The sequence below is a fragment of the Pseudomonas benzopyrenica genome (assembly GCF_036884265.1).
Taxonomy (GTDB): domain Bacteria; phylum Pseudomonadota; class Gammaproteobacteria; order Pseudomonadales; family Pseudomonadaceae; genus Chryseomonas; species Chryseomonas benzopyrenica.
This window is the reverse complement of record NZ_CP145723.1, coordinates 2,686,069-2,704,973: the sequence shown is the minus strand read 5'-3', so window position 1 is coordinate 2,704,973 and position 18,905 is coordinate 2,686,069. Positions and strand designations below refer to the sequence as shown.

Genomic DNA, 18,905 nt, shown 5'->3' with positions numbered 1-18,905 from the left:
CTCCGGAAGGACGGGGGTGGGCAGGGCGGATGGCTCAACGCGGGGGCTCAGGTCGGGTCTGGTCGCCCGATCGTTCGATGAAGGTCAGCAGGTCGGGCACCGTGCCCTCGATGTGCTCGCGCAACACCCGTTCGGCTTCGGCGGCATCGCCGGCGCGCAGGGCGGCGAGGATGGGCGCGTGCTCCTCGCGCGCCGACTGGGGGCGATCGACGTGCAGCCAGAGCTGCATGTGCGGCTCGATCAGGGCATAGAGGCCATTGATCTGGCGCAGCAGCCGCGGCCGACCCGCCAGGCTGCACAGGTATTCGTGGAAGGCGCGGTGCTGGGCGACCCAGGCGCCGGGCTCCTGCTCGTCGTCCAGGTCTTCCAGCAGGCGTTCCAGGCGCGTCATCTCGCGAGGGCCGACATGGGGCGTGGCCAGCCGGATGGCCAGGCCTTCGAGGGCGCTGCGCATCTCGAACACCTCGCGCATGTCCTCCAGATCCAGACCGCTGACCACCGCGCCGCGATGCGGCCGGAGGATCACCAGGCCTTCGGCGGCGAGGCGCTGGAAGGCGCTGCGCACCGGCATGCGGCTCATGCCCAGGGTGGTGGCGATGTCCTCGGCGATCAGTCGTTCGCCATTGCGATAGCGGCCGGCGCAGATGGCCTGCAGCAGATGGCGGTAGGCCTCTTCTTCGGCGCTCAGGGCAGTGGAGCGGGACAGGGCGGAGAGCGGCATGGGCTGGCTTCCTGGATTTTTGTATCCAATCTGCCAGAGCAAGGGCCATGCCAGAGAGCCCGGTACCCGCCAGTGCTGGGCCGCCGGTCAAAGCGGTCCGGCGCTGGCGTTACCTTTTGCACCAGCCTGGATCGCATTAGCGGCCGCTTTGCTACCTCCGGACCCGAAACGGGGCGGTGTCAGTCCAGCAACTGGCCATCGGCGGCGAAGAAGGGGTAGGGCCCCGGATAGTTGCCCAGCGGCAGATGGTGGGTCACCAGGGCCGCGTCCGCCCAGCGATGCAGCAGCAGGCCCGGCGGCTCCAGGCGGAAGCGCGACGGCGCCGCTTCGCGCAGGTCCAGGTCGACCTGGTGCGACACGCCGGGACAGACGCAGGCCAGGGTGCCGCCGAAGCGGCGCTGGATCAGCCGGTGCAGATGACCGCAAAGCAGCCGCTCCACTTGGGGATGGCGGCGGATCACGGCTTCCAGTTCAGCGCCGCCGTCCAGGCCGATGCGATCCATATGGCCGATGCCGACCGGGAACGGCGGATGGTGCAGGAGCACCAGGGTCGGCTGGTCGGGTGCCTGGCTGAGCTGGTCGTCGAGCCAGGCCAGTTGCGCGGCGTCGAGACGCCCCCCGTGCTCGCCGGGAATATGGGTATCCAGCCCGATCAGCCGCAGCGGGCCGCAGTCCTGCTGCCAGTCCAGGGTGCCCTGGGCCGGCAGATAGGGGTGATCGGCGAAGGCGGCGCGCAGGGCGGTGCGGTCGTCGTGATTGCCAGGGATGACGAAGAAGGGCATGGCCAGTTCGGCCAGCATCTCGCGCAGGGTGGCGTATTCCTCGGGGGTGCCGAAGTCCACCAGGTCGCCGGTGATGACCAGGGCGTCCGGGCGCGGTTGCAGGGCATTGAGGCGGTCCACCGCCAGGCGCAGGGCGCCGAGGGTATCGACCACCCCGTAGGACAGCCGGCCGCCGGCCTTGATGTGCAGGTCGCTGAGCTGGGCCAGCAGGAAGGGCGCGTGCATGAGGGTCTCCAGTCAGCAAGCCAGGGTGAAGAGGGCGTCGGGGCGCACGTTCAGGTGCAGCAGGTCGCCGGGCTGGGCCTGGACGTGCTGGGCGGTGTCCACCAGCAGCGGCTGTCCGGTGCCCACCTCCACCAGCAATCGCGAATGGGCGCCCTGGAAGAACTGGCCAACCAAGATGCCGGTGAGGTGCGCGGGCGTCGTGCTCGGCTCCAGGTGTTCCGGGCGACAGAACAGGGTGCTGGCAGCGCCGGTCCAGGGCAGCCGTCCGCCGGCGACCGCCACCTCGGCGCCGCTGTGGCCGCGCACCTCGAAGCGGTTGAGCTGGCCGACGAAACCGGCGACGAAGCGACTGGCCGGCCGCTGGTAGATCTGCGTCGGGGTGCCGATCTGGGCGATGCGGCCTTCGCCCATCACCACGATGCGATCGCCCAGAGCCAGGGCTTCCTGCTGGTCGTGGGTGACGTAGACCGCGGTGGTGCCGAGTTCGCGCAACAGGGCGCCGATGTCGGCCCGCAGCTGCTCGCGCAGCTGGGCGTCCAGCGCCGCCAGGGGTTCGTCGAACAACAGCACCCGGGGGCGTGGCGCCAGCGCCCGGGCCAGGGCCACGCGCTGGCGCTGGCCGCCGGACAGCTGCTGGATGCGCCGCTCGGCCAGGGCCTCCAGCTGCATCATGGCCAGCAATTCGGCGACCCGGGCATCGCGCTCGGCGCGCGGCAGGCCGCGGATCTTCAGGCCGTAGGCGATGTTGCCGGCCACGTCCAGGTTGGGAAACAGGGCGTAGTTCTGGAACACCATGCCGACGTCGCGGCGCTCGATGGGCAGGTCGGTGACGTCACGTTCGTCGAACAGCACCTGGCCGCCGGCATCGGGCTGCTCCAGGCCGGCGATCAGCCGCAGGGTGGTGGTCTTGCCACAGCCGGACGGGCCGAGGAACACCAGGGTCTCGCCCGGGTGGATGTCGAGGTCCAGGGGCTGCAGCACCTGGCGGCCCCCGGCAAAGGTCTTGGCGCAGTGGCGCAGGCGGACGGCGGTACCTTGGGTCATCGCAGGGCTCCACGGGAGAGACGGGCGCTGATGGCCTGGAGGGCGACCAGCAGCGGCACGATCAGCAAGAGGAAGATCAGGGTGTAGGCGGAGCCCACCTCCAGCCGCGCCGAGGCGTAGCTGTCGGCCAGGCCCACCGGCAGGGTCTTGGTCAGGGGCGTGTGCAGCATCCAGGTGAGGTTGAATTCCCCCAGCGACAGGGTGATCACCATGAGGCTGCCGGCGAGGATGCCGGCGCGGGCATTGGGCACCACCACGCCGAAGAAGCGCCGCCAGGGACCGGCGCCCAGGCTCGCCGCCGCTTCTTCCAATTGCGGCAGCTGGCTGCGCCTGAGCACGGCCATCACCGGGCGGATCAGGAAGGGCAGGGTGAATAGCAGGTGACCCACCAGGATGATCGCCGGGCTGCGACGCAAGCCGCCGATGTGGCCGTAGGTCAGCAGCAGCGCCAGAGCCGAGGCGAAGCCGGGCATGGCCACCGGCAACACCAGCAATTCCTCGAAGGCGCGGGCGAATCTGTTGTCCAGCCGTACCAGGGCATAGGCCGCAGGGACACCGAGCACGACCGCGAGGGCCGCCGTGCCCAGCGCCAGTTGCAGCGACAGCCAGACGGTGGGGGCATAGGCCTGCCAGACCTGCAGCACCCAGTCGGGGGTGAGGCCGCTGGCGAGGCCCTGGAAGTAGTTGCGGGTGAGGCCGGCCAGCACCGAGAGCAGCACCGGCACCAATAGGAAGGCCGCCACCAGCAGGGTGAACAGCAGTTGCAGCCAGAAGCGCAGGGGTCGATTCATCGCAGGTCTCCCTGGACACCGCCGAGGCGCCGGGCCAGCAGCAGGACCAGCCAGGTGACGAGGCCGAGCACCACCGAGAGCGCCGCGGCGACGCCGAAGTTGGCGAAGTTGGTGAAGGTGTCGTAGATGGCGATGGGCGTCACCGCCAGGCGCGTGCCGAGGGTGAAGGCGGTGCCGAAGGCGCCCATGGCGGTGGCGAAGCACAGCGCGCCGCTGGACAGCAGCGCCGGGGTCAATCCGGGGATCAGCACATCACGCACCACGGCGAAGAGCCCGGCACCCAGGGAGCGGGCGGCTTCTTCCAGACTGGTGTCGAGGGTCTCGCAGGCCGCCATCACCGTGAGGATCACCCGCGGAATGGAGAAATAGAGATAGCCGAGAAACAGCCCGAACAGCGAATAGGCGAACACCCAGGGCTCACCGAAGAGACTGCGGCCGAGGCCGGCGAACAGGCCCTGGCGGCCACCCAGCAGGATGATCAAAAAGCCCACCACCACGCCGGGAAAAGCCAGTGGAAAGGTCAGCAGCGCCACCAGCAGGCTACGCCCAGGGAAGGCATGGCGCGCCAGAAAGCAACCGGCGATGCCGGCCACCAGCAGGGTGGCCAGGGTGGTAACGGCGGCCAGGGCCACCGTCTGGGCGAGTCCGGACAGATAGCCGGCGCTGGTCAGCACCTGCCAGTAGCCGGAGCTGCCGGCGGCGTCCGGGCGGGCGCCGAGCACCAGCAGCTGCGCCAGCGGCAGCAGCCAGAACGCCAGCAAAAAGGCGCTCGCCGGTGCCAGGGCGACGAGCACCGGCCAGGGCAGCCGGCGCGGCACCCGGCGGCGCCCGAGGGAAACGGCGAGGCCCTGCATCTCAGCGCACCTCGGCCTGGTAACGTTTGGCGAAGGCTTCCTGGACCGCCGCCATGTGGCCGTAGTCGACGGTGCCGGCGCGGGCATAGTCGGCGGCGGGCAGGAAGCGCGCCTTCACCTCGTCCGGCAGCGGCACGTCCCGCACCGGGCGCAGATAGGCCTGGGCCCAGAGCGCCTGGCCCTTGTCCGACAGCACGTAGTCCAGCACCTTCTCGCCGTTGGCGCGGTGCGGCGCGCCCTTCACCAGGCTCATGGTGTAGGGCACCGTCAGGCTGCCTTCCTGGGGAATGACGAAGGTCACCGGCGCCTGGTCCTTGTAGCGGGCGCGATAGGCGTTGAAGTCGTAGTCCACCAGAATTGGGATCTCGCCGGAGAGCAGGCGGGCATAGGCGGTCTGCTTGGGCACGATGGGATCGTTGGCGGCCAGTTTCTTGAAGAAGGCCATGGCCGGACCGAAGTCGTCGAGGCTACCGCCCAGCGCCTGGTTGAGCGCCACCGCGGTGACGTAGCCGACGAAGGCGCTGGAGGGATCGAGATAGCCCACCAGGCCGCGGTAATCGGGTTTGAGCAGATCGCTCCAGCGCTGGGGTATCGGCTTGCCGCCCAGGGCCTGGGTATTGACCATGAAACCGAGGGTGCCGGAGTGGATGGCGGTCCACTGGCCCTTGGGGTCCTTGAGGCCGGCGGGGACCTGGTCCCAGTGCTTGGGCCGATAGGGCTGCAGCACCCCGGCCTTGTCGGCCTGGATGCCGAAGGTCACCCCGTAGTAGACGACGTCGGCCACCGGGGCTTCGCGTTCGGCCACCAGCTGGGCCAGCGACTGGCCGGAATTCTTGTTGTCCTGGGGCACCTGGATGCCGGTGTCGGCGGCGATGGCCTTGAGCTGGGCGCCCCAGTCGGCCCATTCCAGCGGGCAGTTGTAGCAGATGGCGGTTTCGGCGGCCTGGGCGCTGGCCAGCCCGCAGGCCAGGGCGACGCCGGCCAGGAGACGACGCAAGGGGAAACGGGATTTCATCGGCAAGGCTCCTTCAAGGGACCGGCACTGGTGCCGGGACGGACGAGGCAGGGCAGACACCTCTGGTGGATGGGGCTGCCGGCGATCAGCGCCAGCAATTCGGTGACGAGCACGGCGCCCAGGCTCTGCAAGGGCTGCATGACGCTGCACAGGCTGGGTTCCAGTCGGGCGCCCATGGCGATGCCATCGAAGCCCACTACCGAGAGTTGTTCGGGGACGGGCACCCCGTGGCGCTGCAGTTCGGCGATGACGCTGATGGCCAGCAGGTCGTTGGTGCAGAGCAAGGCGGTCGGGGCGTGACGCTCCAGCAGCGGCGCCAGCTCCGCCCAGTCGGCGTCGGTGTGGCTGGCCAGCTCCAGGCGCGGCGGCGTCGGCAGGCCGGCGGCGGCCATCGCCTGGCAATAGCCGGCGAAGCGGCGCTCGCTGCGATCCGACTGCAGCGCCGGTCCCGAGACCAGGGCGATGCGGCGGTGCCCCAGGCCGAGCAGGTGCTCGGTGGCCATGGCCATGCCCTGGCGATTGTCCACCGCCACCGCCGCATAGGGGCGCTGGGGTTCGTGATAGGCGAGAATGAAGGGCGTCCGCTCCTGGCTCAGCTCGGCCAGCACCTCGCTACGGTCGGCATCGGCCACCGTCAGTACCAGGCCGGCGACGCGCTGGCGCAGTAGCTCCTCCACCACCGCCGCTTCGCGCTCGGGCTGGTAGTCGGTGGTGGCGATCACCAGGGAATACCCCTGGCTGCGCGCGGTGCGTTCCATGGCCTGCAACTGCTCGGCGAACACCGGGTTGAGCAGGCTGGGCACCACCACGCCGATCAGCCGGGTGCTCTGCTGACGCAGCTGGCGACCCAGCAGATTGGGACGGAAATTGAGACTGCGCGCGGCGTCCAGCACCCGCTGCCGGGTGCTCTCGCGCACCTGCTCGGGGTTGGCGAAGGCGCGCGCCGCCGTGGCCCGGGAGACCCCCGCCTGTTGCGCTACCTGTTTCAGATCGGTCATGCCGGCCTCGTTTGAGATCGATCTCATTGGCGGCAGACAATGCCGGCGGCAGATGTCGGGACGATGACAGCGCGATGAAGCTTCTGCTCTGGAGACGGGCTCCGGCGCGCAGGGCAGCAGGCGAGGGCAGGGCCGGGATATACCTTGGTATAGCCAGACGTCCTTCGTTTCAATGGCTTGGACGGGGTGGCGAGCCTAGATTAGCCCGGTGTCCGGACCCTGCGCGGCAGGGTCGGCCGCTCTCCCCAGGCCCCTATCCAAAGAGGTACGCCATGAAGACCCTTCCTGGCCTCTACACCCCTGCCGTGGCGCCGCGCCCGCTGCGGCAACGTCCCACCTCCCTATGGGCCGATGCCCTCTGCCTGGCACTCGGGCTGATCGCCCTGGCGCTGGTCTGGCACGGCGTCGCCGAGATGCGCGCGCCCCTGGCCGTGCTCGACGCCGATCCCATGACCCTGGACCTGGCGCGGCTGCCCGAGTACGCCCTGCGCACCACCCTGCGCATGTTCATCGCCCTGGGCGCCTCGCTGCTGTTCACCTTCGTCTTCGCCACCCTGGCGGCCAAGAGTCGCAAGGCGGAGCTGCTGATCCTGCCGGCCATCGACATCCTGCAGTCGGTACCCATCCTCGGCTTCCTGACCTTTACCGTCAGCTTCTTCCTGGGCCTGTTCCCGGGGCGGCAACTGGGCGCCGAGTGCGCCGCCATCTTCGCCATCTTCACCAGCCAGGCCTGGAACATGGCGTTCGGCTTCTACCAGTCGCTGCGCACGGTGCCCGAGGACCTGCAGCAGGTGAGTCGCCAGTTCGGGCTGTCACCCTGGCGGCGGTTCTTCCGCCTGGAGCTGCCGTTCGCCATCCCCGGTCTGGTATGGAACACCATGATGTCCATGTCCGGTGGCTGGTTCTTCGTGGTGGCCTCGGAAGCCATCACCGTGGGCGACAACACCATCAACCTGCCGGGCATCGGCTCCTGGCTGGCCCTGGCCATCGCCCGGCAGGACATCGCTGCCATCGGCTGGGCGGTGCTGGCCATGGGGCTGGTGATCCTGGTCTACGACCAGCTGTTCTTCCGCCCGGTGGTGGCCTGGGCCGATCGCTTCCGCGTCGAGCAGACCGCCAGCCAGCAGGTGCCGCGCTCCTGGGTCTACGACCTGGTCCGCCGCGCGCGCCTGGGCCGCATGCTGGGTGGCTTCGGCAGCTTCTGCATCCAGCTAGCCACCCCGCGGATCCGCCGCCCCTGGCCGCACTGGCACCTGGCGCCTCAAAGCCGCGCCTGGCTGCAACGCGGGCTGGACATGCTCTGGTACGGCGCGCTGCTGCTGGTGCTGCCCTATGGCATCTATGCGCTGTATCGCTTCATCGCTGCAGACGTCTATTGGGTGGAAGCGGTCTCGGTGCTCGGCCTGGGTCTGCTGACCATGGCCCGGGTGCTGCTGCTGATCGCCGTCGCCAGCCTGATCTGGGTGCCCATCGGCGTCTGGATCGGCCTGCGCCCGGGCTGGTCGCAGCGCTTGCAGGCGGTGGCCCAGTTCCTCGCCGCCTTCCCGGCCAACGTACTGTTCCCGGTGGCGGTGGTGGGCATCGTCAGCTTCCATCTCAATCCGGACATCTGGCTGTCGCCGCTGATGGTGCTGGGCACCCAGTGGTACATCCTGTTCAACGTCATCGCCGGCGCCAGCGTGCTGCCCAACGACCTGCGCGAAGCGGCCCGGCTGTTCGGCCTCAGGCGCTGGCAGTGGTGGCGGCAGCTGGCCCTGCCGGCGATCTTTCCCTACTACGTCACCGGCGCCCTGACCGCCGCGGGCGGCTCCTGGAACGCCAGCATCGTCGCCGAGGTGGTGAGCTGGGGCAACGAGCGCCTGCAGGCCCATGGCCTGGGTGCCTACATCGCGCAGATGACCACCGCCGGTGACTTCCCCCGGGTCGCCCTGGGCATCGTGGTGATGTCGATCTTCGTCCTTGGTTTCAACCGGCTGCTCTGGCGGCCCCTGTATGCCTACGCCGAACGGCGCCTGCGGCTCGATTGAGAGGAGACCTGCCATGAACCTGCCTACCTTGAACCCGCGTCCCCTCATCGACGTGCAGAACGTCCGCCAGCTGTACGGCAACGCCGGTGGCCCGGCCCGGGTCGTGCTGGACGAAGTGTCCCTGTCCTTGCACGAAAACGAGATCGTCGGCCTGCTGGGGCGCTCCGGTTCGGGCAAGTCGACCTTGCTCAGATCCATCGCCGGGCTGCTCACCCCCAGCGGCGGCACCGTCGCTTTCCCGCCCAAGGACGACGGCCAGCGCGCCCGGGTCAGCATGGTATTCCAGAGCTTCGCGCTGTTTCCCTGGCTGACCGTGCTGCAGAACGTCGAGATCGGCCTGGAGGCGCTGCACGTGCCGCTGGACGAGCGCCGTCGCCGCGCCCTGGCCGCCATCGACCTGATCGGCCTGGACGGCTTCGAGAGCGCCTATCCCAAGGAGCTCTCCGGCGGCATGCGCCAGCGCGTCGGCCTGGCCCGTGCCCTGGTGGTGCACCCGGACGTGCTGCTGATGGACGAACCTTTCTCGGCGCTGGACGTGCTCACCGCCGAGACCCTGCGCACCGACCTGCTCGACCTCTGGGTCGAAGGGCGCATGCCGATCCGCTCGATCCTCATGGTCACCCACAACATCGCCGAGGCGGTGCTGCTCTGCGATCGGGTGCTGATCTTCTCCAGCAATCCCGGCCGCGTCGCCAGCGAGATCCGTATCGACTTGCCGCAGCCGCGCAATCGCCATGATCCGGCCTTCCGCGAACTGGTGGAGGAAATCTATGTGCGCATGACCGGCGAGACCACGCCGGCACCCCACGAAGGGGGCGTTCCCGGCAACGGCCTGGGGATGCGGCTGCCGACCGTCTCTACCAATGCCCTGGCCGGGATGCTGGAGGCGGTCCAGGCCGCGCCCTATGACGGTCGCGCCGACCTGCCGGAACTGGCCGGTGGCCTGGGCTATGCACTGGACGAGCTCTTTCCCCTGGCCGAGGTGCTGCAGCTGCTGCGCCTGGCGGTCCTCGAAGGGGGCGACCTGCGCCTGCTGCCGGCGGGTCGTGCCTATGTCGAGGCGGGGGTGGACGTGCGCAAGCAGCTGTTCGCCCGCCAGTTGCTCAACTTCGTGCCCCTGGTGGCCCATATCCGCCGGGTACTGGACGATCGCCAGGGTCACACGGCGCCGGCGCGGCGTTTCCGTGACGAGCTGGAGGACTTCATGGACGAAGCCGACGCCGCGCGCACCCTCGGCAGCGTCATCCAGTGGGGGCGCTATGGTGAGCTCTTCGCCTATGATCAGGCGGCCGATATGTTCAGCCTGGAAAATCCGGGCTAAGAGCGACTAATAAAACTACTGCGAGTCCGCCAGACGGGCGCGTGCAGTGCTCGGAATCCTCATGTACCGCTCGTACACTGCGGTTCCTGCGCGCCGCGCGCACCCGCCTGACAACCGCTCGCTACGTTTTGTTAGCCGCTCTAGGACGTCCACGCGACTACGAACGAGAAACTGGCCATGGATCGACGACCCTTCGCCACCACCACCCACTGGCTACGGCTCGGGGGGCTCTGCGCCCTGGCGCTGGGCATTGCCTTGCTGGACACCCTGACCGATCGGGAGATCGCCATTGGTGTCTTCCAGGTGGTCGTGGTGCTCCTGGCCGCGGGTTTCCTGTCCACCCGCGGGGTCACGGTCACGGCGCTGGGTTGCGCGGGGCTGGTGCTCTGCAGCTACCTGGCCACCCGTACCGGCGACCGCGAGGCCGGGCTGGTCAACTGCATCATCAGCCTCCTGGCCATCGTCGCGGTCGCGGCGCTGTCGCTGCGCCTGGAGGCGGCCAAGCGCGCCGCCGATGCGGCCCGCGCCCGGCTGGTCCAGGCCGGACGCCTGAGCCAGCTGGGTGAATTGGCCGCTTCTATCGCCCATGAGGTGAATCAGCCGCTCACCGCCATCGCCGCCAGTGGCAATGCCTGCCAGCGCTGGTTGAGCAATCAGCCGCCCCAGGTGGAGCGCGCCGTGCAGGCCGCGCAACGGGTCATCGACGACGCCCATCGCGCCAGCGCGGTGATCGCCCGGGTGCGCAGCCTGGTGCGCCAGGCACAGGTGGCCAAGGATTGGCTCAACCTCGCCGCTACCGTGGAAAAGGTGCTGGATTTCGTCCGCGCCGAACTGGCCGAGCGCCAGGTGGCCGTGGAGGTGCGCCTGCAGGAGGGCTTGCCGCCGCTGCTGGCCGACGAGAGCCAGTTGCAGCAGGTCATCCTCAATCTGCTGCTCAATGCCCTGGATGCCCTCGAAGGAGTCGCTCCCGAGCAGCGCCGGCTGGTCATCCAGGTGGGGCAGGACACCGCTGGCGCCATCCGCCTGGGCGTGGAGGACAGCGGTCGCGGCTTGACGCCCGGCGCGCTTGAGCAGATGTTCGAGGCCTTCTACACCACCAAGGCGCAGGGCATGGGCCTGGGACTGGCGCTCAGTCGCTCCATCGTCGAAGCCCATGGCGGGCGGATCTGGGCCACCTCGCTGCCGGAAGGGGGCACCGGGGTCTACTGCAGCCTGCCCAAGGATCCACAACCATGACCTCAGCGAGCATGACCGACCAAACCCAGCCCACCCTGGTCCACTTGGTGGACGACGACGCCTCGGTCCGCGCCGCCTTGGAAGACCTGCTGGCGTCCGTGGGGCTCAGCACCCGCAGCTATGTTTCGGCCGCCGACTTTCTCGACCGGGCCAGGCTGGACGAACCGGGCTGCCTGGTGCTGGACGTGCGCATGCCCGGCATGAACGGCCTGGACCTGCAGCAGGAATTGCAGCGGCGTGGCCTGGCCTTGCCGATCATCTTCATCACCGGCCATGGCGACATCCCCATGTCGGTCCGGGCGATGAAGCAGGGCGCCCTGGAATTCCTCACCAAGCCGTTTCGTGACCAGGACCTGCTCGATGCCATCGACCAGGCACTGCGCAGGGCGCAGGAGGCCCATGCCCAGCGCCGGCAGTTGATGGAGTTGCAGACCCGCCTCGACACCCTCAACGAGGGCGAACGGGCGGTGCTGGCGCGGGTGGTGACTGGGCTGCTCAACAAGCAGATCGCCGCCCAGCTGGGGGTCAGCGAGATCACCGTGAAGGTGCGCCGCGCGGCCCTCATGCGCAAGCTGCAGGCCGGCTCCCTGGCGGAGCTGGTCAAGATGGTCGAGCGGCTGGGGGCGTCACGCGGCTAGGCCGTTGCGACGCGCCGTACAGCCGCTGGACAACCTCTACAGCTTTCTTGTCGCGCCAATCGCTGACGCGCTAAAGAAAGAAATTAGTCAGTCGATACGGGCTTTAGAGGATCGCCTTCCGCCGATCCAAGGAGCCTGTCTTGAACCTTCGTCAGCTACGCATCGCCCCCCGCGCCATCCTGTGCTTTGGCACAGTCACCCTGTTCGTGATGCTGCTCGGCGCCTTCGCCCTGGTCCAGCTCAAGGCCCTACGCGCCACCGAGCAGGCGATGGAGGCCGAATGGCTGGCGAGCGTCCAGACCACCGATGACATCCAGGTCGCGCTGCTGCACACCCGCCTCGAAAGCATCCGGTTGCTGGCCAGCGAGGACAGTGCCGCCATGGCCCTCGCCACCCGGCAGATCCATGTGAATCGCGATCTGATGAACGCCCGGACGGCCTATTATCGTGACCACCTGATTTCCACCGCCGAGGAACGCAGCAACTTCGACCAGGCCGCGCTGCAGATGAAAGGCTATCTGGACGGACTGGATCGGGTCGTGACCCTGGCCGCCAGCGATCGCGCCGAGGCCCTCAAACTGGCCAATGGCGAGCAGCGCCAGCGCGCCGAAGGCTATCAGGAGCAATTGACCCGGCTGCGCGAGTTCAACAGCGAAGGCGCCCGTCAGGCAGGTGCAGCAGCTACCGGCATCTATGACCGCAGCGTCAGCATTGTCGTCGGCATCATGCTGCTGGCGCTGCTGGTGACCCTGCTGCTGGCCTGGCGCCTGACTCGCAGTCTGGCCCAGCCGATCGGGGCTTCCCTGGCCGTGGCCGATGCCATCGCCCAAGGCGAGCTGACCGGCAAGATAGATCCCAGCGGCAGGGACGAAGCCGCCGGCCTGATGCGCGCCCTGGCGCAGATGCAGGACAACCTCAAGGACACCCTGCATGGCATCTCCGGTTCGTCCAACCGCCTGAGCGACACCGCGCGCACCATGCACGCCGTCACCGACCAGGCCAGTCGGGCCCTGGCGAGCCAGAACGCCGAGATCGACCAGGCCGCCACCGCGGTCACCGAGATGAGCGCCGCGGTGGAAGAGGTGGCCCGCAATGCGTCCTCCACCTCCCAGGCTGCGCGGGAATCCAGTGCGGCGGCGGAAAACGGCAATGCCAAGGTCGGTCAAGCCCTCGACGCCATGCAGCGCCTCACGCAGCAGGTGCAGTCCACCTCGGTGCAGGTCGAAGGCCTGGCTGGCCAGGCCCAGGACATCAGCCAGGTGCTCAGCGTGATCGGCGCCATCGCCGAGCAGACCAATTTGCTGGCGCTCAACGCGGCCATCGAGGCCGCCCGGGCGGGCGAGCAGGGTCGCGGTTTCGCCGTGGTCGCCGACGAGGTCCGCGCCCTGGCGCATCGCACCCAGACCTCCACCCGTGAGATCGAGCAGATGATCCAGGCGATCCAGAAGGGCTCGGCCGAAGCTGTGGATTCCATGCAGCTCAGCACCACCCAGGCCCAGGCCACCTATGCGGTGGCTCAGGAAGCCGGGGCGGCGCTGAGCGACATCCTCCAGGCCGTGCGCCTGATCGACGAGCGCAACCTGCAGATCGCCACCGCCTCCGAAGAACAGGCCCATGTCTCCCGCGAGGTCGACCGCAACCTCATCAGCATCCGCGATCTCTCGGTGCAGACCAGCGACGGCAACCGCGAAACCGTGGGTGCCAGCGAACAGCTGTCCGAACTGGCCGGCGAACTGCGGACGCTGGTGCGACGCTTCAAGCTGGCCTGAGGGGAGGGCGCGCAGAAGATACTGCGCGCCTGGAATTGCTCCGCCTTTGCTGCCAGGGGAGTTTCCCTGGCGCCGAGCGTTCGAGGGGGGGCTGTCTGCTGGTTAATGTCAGATAAATTACCTCTGACGACTGAATTCTGCCGGCTCGTCGGTAAGGGCGTACCCTGTTCTTTGAGGTATGGTGGCTTTTTGCTATAAATGGTTATTGCAATATTTAAGTAGCCGAATCCATCAAGGCGCTCCTGTAGACACCATGGCTCTGCCCGAATACAGCATCAGACTGCCGGTCTCCCAGTTGCAGCTGGGCATGTACGTCTGCGAACTGGATCGGCCCTGGGCGGGCACGCCTTTCCTGTTCCAGGGTTTTCCCATTCAGAGCGTGCAGGACCTCCGCACCCTGCGCGACACCTGCGAATTTGTCTGGGTGGACCGCCGTCAGAGCCATTCGGTGACCCCCCTGGCAGCCAACCTGCCGGCCGGTGATCAGACCAGGACCTATGCCATCGACTACCGGGAGGCGGTCAAGGCCACCGAACCGGTGTGGCGGGACGCCCGCGCCGTGTCGATGCGCATGCTCGACGCCGTCCGGTTCGGCCAAGAGCTCGACGTCAGCGAGGTGCGGCGTGCGGTGGGGGCGTGCGTCGAGAGCGTGCTCAAGCATCCCGCGGCCAGCCTGTGGCTGGCACGCATCAAGCAGCGTGACCATTACACCGCGGAGCACTGCCTGCGCGTTTCCCTTTATGCCATCGCCTTGGGCAAGGCCCTGGGCATGCTGCCCCTGGAGCTGGAAGAGCTCGGGGTATGCGGCATGCTGCACGACGTCGGCAAGATCAAGGTACCCGACGAGATCCTCAACAAGCCCGGTCGCCTGACCGACGAAGAATTTCTCATCATGCAGGCCCATACCACCTATGGCTGGCAATTGCTGATGGGCAACAGCGAGGTGCCGCCCGCTGCCGTCGATGTCGCCCATACCCATCACGAACGGGTGGATGGCAAGGGGTATCCGCGGCAACTGCCGGCGCAGCGCATCCCCTTCAAGGCCAAGATTATCGCCGTGGTGGACGCCTATGACGCCATCACCAGCGATCGCCCCTACAGCGAGGGCCGTTCCAGCCTGGAAGCCTTGCGGGTCCTTTTCGAAGCGCGGGGCACGCAATTCGACGAAACCGTCGTCCTGGCCTTCATCCAGCTGATCGGCGTCTATCCGCCGGGCGAGATCGTCGAGCTGAGCACCGGCGAGGTGGGCATCATCATCGGCTTCGACGCCGGCAGCAAATTGAAGCCGCGGGTGCTGATCGTGCTGGACACCAGCAAGCAGCCGCGACCGGAGCAGGTACTCGACCTGGCGCGCAATCCGCTCGATCAGCAGGGGCGCCTCATCAGCGTCCGCGCGGTGAAGCCCTCGGGTGCCTATGGCATCGATATCGATGCCTATCGTGCCCAGGGGCTGGTGGTGCCGGTCTGAGCGGGCGAGCGGGTCAGCCGTCAGCCGTCAGCCGTCAGCGGTTGGCCATCAAAGGGTCTTCAGACCCGTTGGCGTCTCCAGATAGGCCAGCAAGCCGGGTCTCTCGCCAGGCATCACCGCGACGGGTCCGGAAAAGCCGATCGCCTCCAGCTGTTGCCCGAGCACTGCGGCATCGGGATGCCTGAGCTCCAGGCGCTGCAGGCGGCAGCCCTGATCGATCAGCGCAGCCGCGGGGTGCCGGGCGTCGCCCCAATCGATCAGGCTGGGCAGGACACCGCTCAGCGGCAGCTGCCCATCGGCGTGGATCGAGATCTGCCAGGCCAGCGTGCCGCGGGTCATCGACTCGATGCGGCCGAAGGTCTGCATGAGGCGCGCATCCGCCTCTGCCAATCCCCGGGTCCTGGCCACCCAGTGGGCCAGGCGGGGCTCGGCATCGGGGCCCAGCTCATCCAACCCGAACCAGCGTGGTCTGGTCGGCGGTGGAGCGTCGGGGTCCGGGGCTATGACTTCCAGGTAGCAGTCACCCAGGCGCAGCAGGAGGTTGTGGGTGCCCATGCGCGCGTGTTTGCCGCCGGGCTGCAGCGCCACGCCCAGGCGCTGCTCGACATGCAGAGCGCCCGCGGCGAGGGTCGGGGCCACGACGACCAGATGATCCAGGCTGGAAAGTCTCATGGGTGCGACTCCTGAGTGGGTAAGGTGCGAGCACGAAAGGGGCGGTAGGATCCGTTTGGCGTTCACCGGCCAGGCCTGGGTCACGATGGCGGCCACCGCGGAACGCGGTGGGTTGTCCTGGCGGTCCCATTCAGGGCCGTGGGTCTTCGCCAATTGGCTCGTCCGGCATGGGCCTTGGCGATTGCCACGCCGGCTTCTCGTGAACTCGCTCATCGAAGGCACGGCGCGCGGCGCGGAAGTCTTCGACATTCTCGATGACCCAGGTCCAGATGGGCGTCATCCGGATCAGCAGACTCAGGCCCAGCGGCGTCAATTCGTATTCGACCCGGGGCGGGACTTCGTCGAAGTCGTGGCGCAGCAGCAGGCCGTCACGTTCGAGGGCGCGCAGGGTCTTGGTCAGCATCCGCTGGGTGATGCCCGACAGTTGCCGCGCCAGCTCGGCATGCCGCATGACGCCATAGACTCCAAGCGCATGCAGGACCCCCAGGGACCAGCGACTGCCCGCATGGGTCAGCACCTCCCGGCGTACGCCGTCTTCGTCCCGCCTGAGCGTCTGGCAGATGGCTTCAGACTGTCGGAGGATCTCCAGATCGGTCATCTCATCCCCTGGTATCACGCGTGTGCCTTCTTCTGAGCGCCGCTGGCGTCTGCCAGCATTCGCTCATCTTACACCTGACGTCAGGAGTCATGATGACTGCCCAATTCCCTACCGCAACCCAATCCATTCTCGTGCTCGGCGCCGGCGAACTCGGCCTGCCGGTGCTGCGCAATCTCGCCCGGCTCTCCGGGCAAAAGCCGGGCTCGCGGATCAGCGTGCTGCTGCGCCAGTCCACGCTCGACAGCCAGGAGCCTGGCAAGAAAAGGGAGATAGACGAGCTGCGCGCGCTCGGCGTCGAGCTGGTTGCTGCCGACCTGGTCAGGGATTCCATCGAGCAGCTGGCGGCGGTCTTCGCCCAATTCGATACCGTCGTCGGTTGTGCCGGCATGGTGGCAGGACGGGAAACCCCCATGAAACTGGCGCGTGCAGCACTCGCCTCCGGCGTGAAACGCTACTTTCCCTGGCAATTCGGGGTGGACTACGACGTCATCGGTCGTGGCAGTCCCCAGGACCTGTTCGATGCGCAACTCGAGGTGCGGGAATTGCTGCGCGCCCAGCGCCAGACCGAGTGGGTGATCATCTCCACCGGGATGTTCACCAGCTTCCTGTTCGAACCCGTGTTCGGGGTGGTCGACCTCGTAACGGATACCGTGAATGGACTGGGCAGCCTGGATACCTGCGTCACGCTGACGACCCCCGAGGATATCGGCAGGCTGACCGCGGAGATCGTCTTCTTCGAGCCACGTTTCTGCAATGAAATCGTCTATCTCGCCGGCGATACCCTGGCCTATGGCGAGGTGGCCGGCCTGTTGGAGGGGGTATTGAAGCGTCCCTTCAAAACCAATGTCTGGCCGGTTCCCTACCTGGTGGACGCCATGGAGCAGGAGTCCGACGAGAATGCCAAGCACATCAAGAAGTACCGTGCCGTCTTCGCCCAGGCCCGCGGCGTCGCCTGGCCGATGGAAAACACCTTCAATGCCCGGCACGGATTCGCGGTGACCAGCGCAGAGCAGTGGGCGCTGGAGCACCTGGGCGAGGCCGGGCGGGCCGAGTGAGCCTGGCCGGGCCTTGAGGGTCATCCCCTTCAGGCAGTGCCAGGATCCCCTCCCGTTCAAGGGCGTGAGGTGGGCGCGCGGATGTCCGATAACGGCTCAAACGTCGTTTCCTCCCGTGGCGACCTTTCCGCCCGCCGCCCTGGCCAAGCGCGGCACCGAGAGCTGCCCGCGGCTGCTGGGACTGGCCGGCGAGGGGCGGAGGTTTCTGGACTCCTGAGTCGAAGGCAGCACCCTCAGCGACGCTGCATATCTGAGAGCGCCCGGTTCTTTGACCTTTCGTTCGCGGGCACCTAGGGTCAGGCGGGGCGCATTCGTCTGACGATTGCGCTTCTTCGGAATACCAATTCAGGCAATGGGAGTGTCAGATGTCTTTTGCTCGTTCGGCCTTGGCCAACCGCTTTTCCGCTCTAGTGCTTACCGCAGCGACTGCCACCCTGGCGCTGCCCCTGGCCGCCGCGCCGGGCGTCGAGGGTTCCCTCTCCGCCGTGCAGGGCGATGCCCGGGTCGCCAAGGCCCTGGACGCGCTGCGCGCCGATGATGGCCGCACCTTCACGGAACAGAAGCACATCGCCCAGATTCCCTCGCCGCCGTTCAAGGAAAAGGTGCGGGCCGAGTATTACCTCAAGCGTTTCCAGGAGCTGGGTCTCAAGGACGCCAGCATCGCCCCGGAAGGCTATGTGATCGCCACGCGCAAGGGCAGCGGCCAGGGTCCGCAGCTGGTGGTCTCGGCGCACCTGGATACGGTGTTCCCCGAGGGCACCGACCTGACCCTCAAGGAACAGGACGGCAAGACCTACGGCCCCGGTATCGGCGATGACGCCCGGGGCCTGGCGGCGCTGCTGTCGGTGATCGACGCCCTGAACAAGAGCGGCATCGAGACGGTGGGTGACCTGATCTTCGTCGGCACCGTGGGCGAGGAGGAGCTGGGCAACCTGCGCGGGGTGAAGGCCCTGTTCAAGGATCGCCAGGGCATCGACGGCTTCATCTCAGTGGATGGCATCGACGTGCGGCGGATCGTCAATCGCGGCACCGGCAGCCACCGCTACGAGATGACCTTCAAGGGTCCGGGTGGCCACAGCTTCGCCGAATTCGGGCGACCCAGCGCCATCCACGCCATGGGCCGTGCCATCGCCAAGATCGCCGAGGTGCGGCCGCCCAAGGAGCCCAAGACCACCTTTACCGTGGGCACGGTGCAGGGCGGCACCTCGGTCAACGCCATCGCCGGCGAAGCGCGCCTGACCCTGGACATGAGATCCAACGAGGAGGCCGCGCTGCTGGCCGAAGAGAAGGAGATCCTGGCCCTGGTGCAGGACGCGGTGAAGGAGGAGAACAAGCGCTGGGACACCGATCAGATTTCGGTCGACATCAAGCTGATCGGTGATCGTCCGGCCGGTAGCACGGCGGAGGATTCGCCCATGGTGCAGACGGCGCAGCGCGCCATCGTCGCCGTCACCAACGGCGCCAAGGTCACCTTGAGCGGCGGCAGCACCGACTCCAACACCGCCATGTCCCTGGGCGTGCCAGCCATGACCATCAGCGGCGGCGGGGAGGGCGGCAGTGCCCACTCGCTGGCGGAGTGGTACAAGCCGGTGGACGCCTACCAGGGCCCGCAGAACGTGCTGCTGACCAGTCTGACCCTGGTGGGCGTCAAGGGCGTCAGCGAGCCGGTGCTGCAGGCGAAAGGCAAGTAG

General features: G+C 67.8%; 17 protein-coding genes and 1 other RNA gene. 9 read left to right on the top strand and 9 right to left on the bottom strand.

All coding sequences use genetic code 11. The features are described 5' to 3' along the window. Positions 1-34: 34 nt before the first annotated feature. From V6W80_RS12815 to V6W80_RS12785, 7 genes are all read right to left on the bottom strand, one after another. Positions 35-721 (bottom strand): GntR family transcriptional regulator, encoded by a 687-nt coding sequence (locus tag V6W80_RS12815; RefSeq protein ID WP_338544445.1) that lies wholly within the window; start codon positions 719-721, stop codon positions 35-37. A 179-nt stretch (positions 722-900) separates the two neighbouring features. Next, positions 901-1,728, bottom strand: coding sequence for a phosphodiesterase (locus tag V6W80_RS12810; protein WP_338544444.1), 828 nt, complete (start codon positions 1,726-1,728; stop codon positions 901-903). Positions 1,729-1,740: 12 nt separating this feature from the next. Further along, the gene (locus V6W80_RS12805; RefSeq protein ID WP_338544443.1) at positions 1,741-2,772 is read right to left on the bottom strand and encodes an ABC transporter ATP-binding protein; all 1,032 of its coding nucleotides are present in this window, start codon (positions 2,770-2,772) and stop codon (positions 1,741-1,743) included. Further along, positions 2,769-3,563 carry an ABC transporter permease gene (locus V6W80_RS12800; RefSeq protein ID WP_338544442.1) on the bottom strand — a complete coding sequence of 265 codons (795 nt, stop codon included), beginning with the start codon at positions 3,561-3,563 and terminating at the stop codon, positions 2,769-2,771. Before V6W80_RS12800 ends, V6W80_RS12805 begins: the two co-directional genes overlap by 4 nt. Next, on the bottom strand, positions 3,560-4,417 hold the full coding sequence (locus V6W80_RS12795) for an ABC transporter permease (RefSeq protein ID WP_338544441.1): 858 nt from the start codon (positions 4,415-4,417) through the stop codon (positions 3,560-3,562). Before V6W80_RS12795 ends, V6W80_RS12800 begins: the two co-directional genes overlap by 4 nt. 1 nt (position 4,418) lies before the next feature. Beyond that, positions 4,419-5,432: an ABC transporter substrate-binding protein gene (locus V6W80_RS12790; RefSeq protein ID WP_338544440.1), complete on the bottom strand. Its 1,014-nt coding sequence runs from the start codon at positions 5,430-5,432 to the stop codon at positions 4,419-4,421. Further along, a complete protein-coding gene (locus tag V6W80_RS12785) occupies positions 5,429-6,430 on the bottom strand; it encodes a LacI family DNA-binding transcriptional regulator (RefSeq protein WP_338544439.1) in 1,002 nt (333 codons plus the stop codon). Before V6W80_RS12785 ends, V6W80_RS12790 begins: the two co-directional genes overlap by 4 nt. Positions 6,431-6,702: 272 nt before the next feature. Between V6W80_RS12785 and V6W80_RS12780 the strand changes: the two genes are divergently transcribed. The 7 genes from V6W80_RS12780 (at position 6,703) to V6W80_RS12750 (ending at position 14,889) form a co-directional block, all read left to right on the top strand. Further along, entirely contained in the window at positions 6,703-8,457 is a 1,755-nt protein-coding gene (locus V6W80_RS12780; RefSeq protein ID WP_338544438.1) for an ABC transporter permease, read from the top strand. Positions 8,458-8,470: 13 nt separating this feature from the next. Beyond that, positions 8,471-9,778: an ABC transporter ATP-binding protein gene (locus V6W80_RS12775; RefSeq protein ID WP_338544437.1), complete on the top strand. Its 1,308-nt coding sequence runs from the start codon at positions 8,471-8,473 to the stop codon at positions 9,776-9,778. 61 nt (positions 9,779-9,839) lie between these two features. After that, positions 9,840-9,915, top strand: a non-coding RNA gene (locus tag V6W80_RS12770) — sX9 sRNA. A 40-nt stretch (positions 9,916-9,955) separates the two neighbouring features. Then, positions 9,956-11,014: a sensor histidine kinase gene (locus V6W80_RS12765; RefSeq protein ID WP_338544436.1), complete on the top strand. Its 1,059-nt coding sequence runs from the start codon at positions 9,956-9,958 to the stop codon at positions 11,012-11,014. Continuing rightward, the gene (locus V6W80_RS12760) at positions 11,011-11,652 is read left to right on the top strand and encodes a response regulator transcription factor (RefSeq protein ID WP_160922624.1); all 642 of its coding nucleotides are present in this window, start codon (positions 11,011-11,013) and stop codon (positions 11,650-11,652) included. The genes V6W80_RS12765 and V6W80_RS12760 overlap by 4 nt, the downstream gene beginning before the upstream one ends. A 140-nt stretch (positions 11,653-11,792) precedes the next feature. Beyond that, positions 11,793-13,421, top strand: a complete 1,629-nt coding sequence (locus V6W80_RS12755) for a methyl-accepting chemotaxis protein (RefSeq protein ID WP_338544435.1) — start codon at positions 11,793-11,795, stop codon at positions 13,419-13,421. A 253-nt stretch (positions 13,422-13,674) separates the two neighbouring features. Continuing rightward, positions 13,675-14,889, top strand: a complete 1,215-nt coding sequence (locus V6W80_RS12750) for an HD-GYP domain-containing protein (RefSeq protein ID WP_338544434.1) — start codon at positions 13,675-13,677, stop codon at positions 14,887-14,889. Positions 14,890-14,937: 48 nt separating this feature from the next. Here V6W80_RS12750 and V6W80_RS12745 read toward each other — a convergent pair whose 3' ends face one another. After that, positions 14,938-15,561 carry a VOC family protein gene (locus V6W80_RS12745; RefSeq protein WP_338544433.1) on the bottom strand — a complete coding sequence of 208 codons (624 nt, stop codon included), beginning with the start codon at positions 15,559-15,561 and terminating at the stop codon, positions 14,938-14,940. 130 nt (positions 15,562-15,691) lie between these two features. Beyond that, positions 15,692-16,159 carry a winged helix-turn-helix transcriptional regulator gene (locus V6W80_RS12740; RefSeq protein WP_338544432.1) on the bottom strand — a complete coding sequence of 156 codons (468 nt, stop codon included), beginning with the start codon at positions 16,157-16,159 and terminating at the stop codon, positions 15,692-15,694. Between the two features lie 92 nt (positions 16,160-16,251). Between V6W80_RS12740 and V6W80_RS12735 the strand changes: the two genes are divergently transcribed. Together V6W80_RS12735 and V6W80_RS12730 are read left to right on the top strand one after the other, a co-directional pair. Further along, positions 16,252-17,214: an aromatic alcohol reductase gene (locus V6W80_RS12735; protein ID WP_338544431.1), complete on the top strand. Its 963-nt coding sequence runs from the start codon at positions 16,252-16,254 to the stop codon at positions 17,212-17,214. A 365-nt stretch (positions 17,215-17,579) separates the two neighbouring features. Beyond that, the gene (locus tag V6W80_RS12730; RefSeq protein WP_338544430.1) at positions 17,580-18,905 is read left to right on the top strand and encodes a M20/M25/M40 family metallo-hydrolase; all 1,326 of its coding nucleotides are present in this window, start codon (positions 17,580-17,582) and stop codon (positions 18,903-18,905) included.

Excerpts from the sequence above, each read along its gene's own strand:
- V6W80_RS12815 (WP_338544445.1), bottom strand. The coding sequence starts at position 721 with ATGCCGCTCTCCGCCCTGTCCCGCTCCACTGCCCTGAGCGCCGAAGAA.
- V6W80_RS12810 (WP_338544444.1), bottom strand. The coding sequence starts at position 1,728 with ATGCACGCGCCCTTCCTGCTGGCCCAGCTCAGCGACCTGCACATCAAG.
- V6W80_RS12805 (WP_338544443.1), bottom strand. The coding sequence starts at position 2,772 with ATGACCCAAGGTACCGCCGTCCGCCTGCGCCACTGCGCCAAGACCTTT.
- V6W80_RS12800 (WP_338544442.1), bottom strand. The coding sequence starts at position 3,563 with ATGAATCGACCCCTGCGCTTCTGGCTGCAACTGCTGTTCACCCTGCTG.
- V6W80_RS12795 (WP_338544441.1), bottom strand. The coding sequence starts at position 4,417 with ATGCAGGGCCTCGCCGTTTCCCTCGGGCGCCGCCGGGTGCCGCGCCGG.
- V6W80_RS12790 (WP_338544440.1), bottom strand. The coding sequence starts at position 5,432 with ATGAAATCCCGTTTCCCCTTGCGTCGTCTCCTGGCCGGCGTCGCCCTG.
- V6W80_RS12785 (WP_338544439.1), bottom strand. The coding sequence starts at position 6,430 with ATGACCGATCTGAAACAGGTAGCGCAACAGGCGGGGGTCTCCCGGGCC.
- V6W80_RS12780 (WP_338544438.1), top strand. The coding sequence starts at position 6,703 with ATGAAGACCCTTCCTGGCCTCTACACCCCTGCCGTGGCGCCGCGCCCG.
- V6W80_RS12775 (WP_338544437.1), top strand. The coding sequence starts at position 8,471 with ATGAACCTGCCTACCTTGAACCCGCGTCCCCTCATCGACGTGCAGAAC.
- V6W80_RS12765 (WP_338544436.1), top strand. The coding sequence starts at position 9,956 with ATGGATCGACGACCCTTCGCCACCACCACCCACTGGCTACGGCTCGGG.
- V6W80_RS12760 (WP_160922624.1), top strand. The coding sequence starts at position 11,011 with ATGACCTCAGCGAGCATGACCGACCAAACCCAGCCCACCCTGGTCCAC.
- V6W80_RS12750 (WP_338544434.1), top strand. The coding sequence starts at position 13,675 with ATGGCTCTGCCCGAATACAGCATCAGACTGCCGGTCTCCCAGTTGCAG.
- V6W80_RS12745 (WP_338544433.1), bottom strand. The coding sequence starts at position 15,561 with ATGAGACTTTCCAGCCTGGATCATCTGGTCGTCGTGGCCCCGACCCTC.
- V6W80_RS12740 (WP_338544432.1), bottom strand. The coding sequence starts at position 16,159 with ATGACCGATCTGGAGATCCTCCGACAGTCTGAAGCCATCTGCCAGACG.
- V6W80_RS12735 (WP_338544431.1), top strand. The coding sequence starts at position 16,252 with ATGACTGCCCAATTCCCTACCGCAACCCAATCCATTCTCGTGCTCGGC.
- V6W80_RS12730 (WP_338544430.1), top strand. The coding sequence starts at position 17,580 with ATGTCTTTTGCTCGTTCGGCCTTGGCCAACCGCTTTTCCGCTCTAGTG.